At 63.5% G+C, this 1329-nt stretch carries 2 protein-coding genes and 1 pseudogene; all 3 read right to left on the minus strand.

Annotated features, from left to right (window positions below):
• Nucleotides 1-35: 35 nt before the first annotated feature.
• Nucleotides 36-444: pseudogene (locus EOA38_RS36875) on the minus strand (GNAT family N-acetyltransferase).
• A 132-nt stretch (nt 445-576) separates the two neighbouring features.
• On the minus strand, nt 577-957 hold the full coding sequence (gene sufA / locus EOA38_RS36880) for a Fe-S cluster assembly scaffold SufA (RefSeq protein ID WP_126093589.1): 381 nt from the start codon (nt 955-957) through the stop codon (nt 577-579).
• Nucleotides 958-1065: 108 nt separating this feature from the next.
• Nucleotides 1066-1329 (minus strand): SUF system Fe-S cluster assembly protein (locus EOA38_RS36885; protein ID WP_127301525.1); only part of this gene is annotated, 264 nt, incomplete at its 5' end.

The following is a 1329-nucleotide window of genomic DNA, read 5'->3' on the forward strand; positions in this document are numbered from 1 at the left end:
GATGTGGGTGGATTGAGGCCGGCCGCCGGCCAATCTTAGTCGCCGGCCTTTGCCAGATCCGCCAGCGCCTCTCCGGTCAGCCGGAAGAACTGCTTCTCCGACTGCCTTATGCCGCCAAGGCTGTCGTAGAAGGTGAGCAGCCGCTGGTTCTCGCGGTCCGCCGTCCAGTCGACGCGGCCATGGCCGCGCTCAAGGGCGGGTGCGCGCCAGAGCCTGCATCAGTAGGCGTCCAGCGCCGCTGGCTCGACTGGCTTCCGAAACGAACAGCTCCTTGAGAAAGAAGCCGCCTCGCAGGCCCGGCCCCGGATAAATCGTCGAGAAGATTGCGAAACCGACGATCGTGTCCGTTTCCGCGACAAGGATCTCCACGCCTGCCGGCAGGCCAGCGAGATCGGCAATGATTGTCTCGAACGATGGGCACGGCACATGATAGTGCCGCTGCATCTCCACGAAAAGCTGTGCCAACCCCGCATTGTCGGCGACGACATGTGGCCGCACTGCAAGTGGAGCCGTCACGGTTTCGCACTCGACTGCCATCCGGTCACTGTCTCGAAGAAAATGGTCGCGATTGGCCGCTCAGGCCGAGGCACGCGCCTCGGCAAGCGCCTTGAGATCGGCCGGCTTCAGTTCGACGGACTCGCCGCAGCCGCAAGCCGAGCTCTGGTTCGGGTTCTTGAAGGTGAAGCCGGTGCGCAGCGTCGTCTGCTCGAAATCCATCTCGGTGCCGAGCAGGAAGAGAGCGGCCTCAGGCGCGACATAGACATGCGCGCCGTCGCGCTCGACATGGTCATCCTTGGCGCTCGGCTCGGTGACCAGGTCGATCGTGTATTCCATGCCGGCGCAGCCGCCTTTCTTGATGCCGAGGCGAATGCCATGCGCATTCTCGCGCGTGGCGACGATCTCGCGCACGCGGTCGGCGGCCTTGTCGGTCATCGTGATGACGGCGAAGCGTCCCATGTCATTCTCCACGTTCGCGCGGGTTCAAGGCCCGCGGAATGAGTCTGTCCTTAAGATGGTGAAATTTCACCTCTGCTGCAAGCCAACCAGTCTTTGTCGGGTTGTCGCTTAATACCACCCGACCGCGACCTGCGCTTCTTCCGACATGCGGTCCGGCGTCCACGGCGGGTCGAACACCATGTTGACTTCGACGCCTGAAACGCCCTCGACGGCGCCGACGGCGTTCTCGACCCAGCCCGGCATTTCGCCGGCCACCGGGCAGCCCGGCGCGGTCAGCGTCATGTCGATCTTGACCGAGCGGTCGTCCTCGATTTCGATCTTGTAGACGAGGCCGAGCTCATAGATGTCGGCGGGGATTTCCGGATCGTAGAC

Source organism: Mesorhizobium sp. M1E.F.Ca.ET.041.01.1.1, from assembly GCF_003997355.1.
In the GTDB taxonomy this organism is placed as follows: domain Bacteria; phylum Pseudomonadota; class Alphaproteobacteria; order Rhizobiales; family Rhizobiaceae; genus Mesorhizobium.

Bases quoted from the DNA above. Each gene is read 5' to 3' on its own strand.
- sufA (WP_126093589.1), bottom strand. From the start codon at position 957: ATGGGACGCTTCGCCGTCATCACGATGACCGACAAGGCCGCCGACCGC.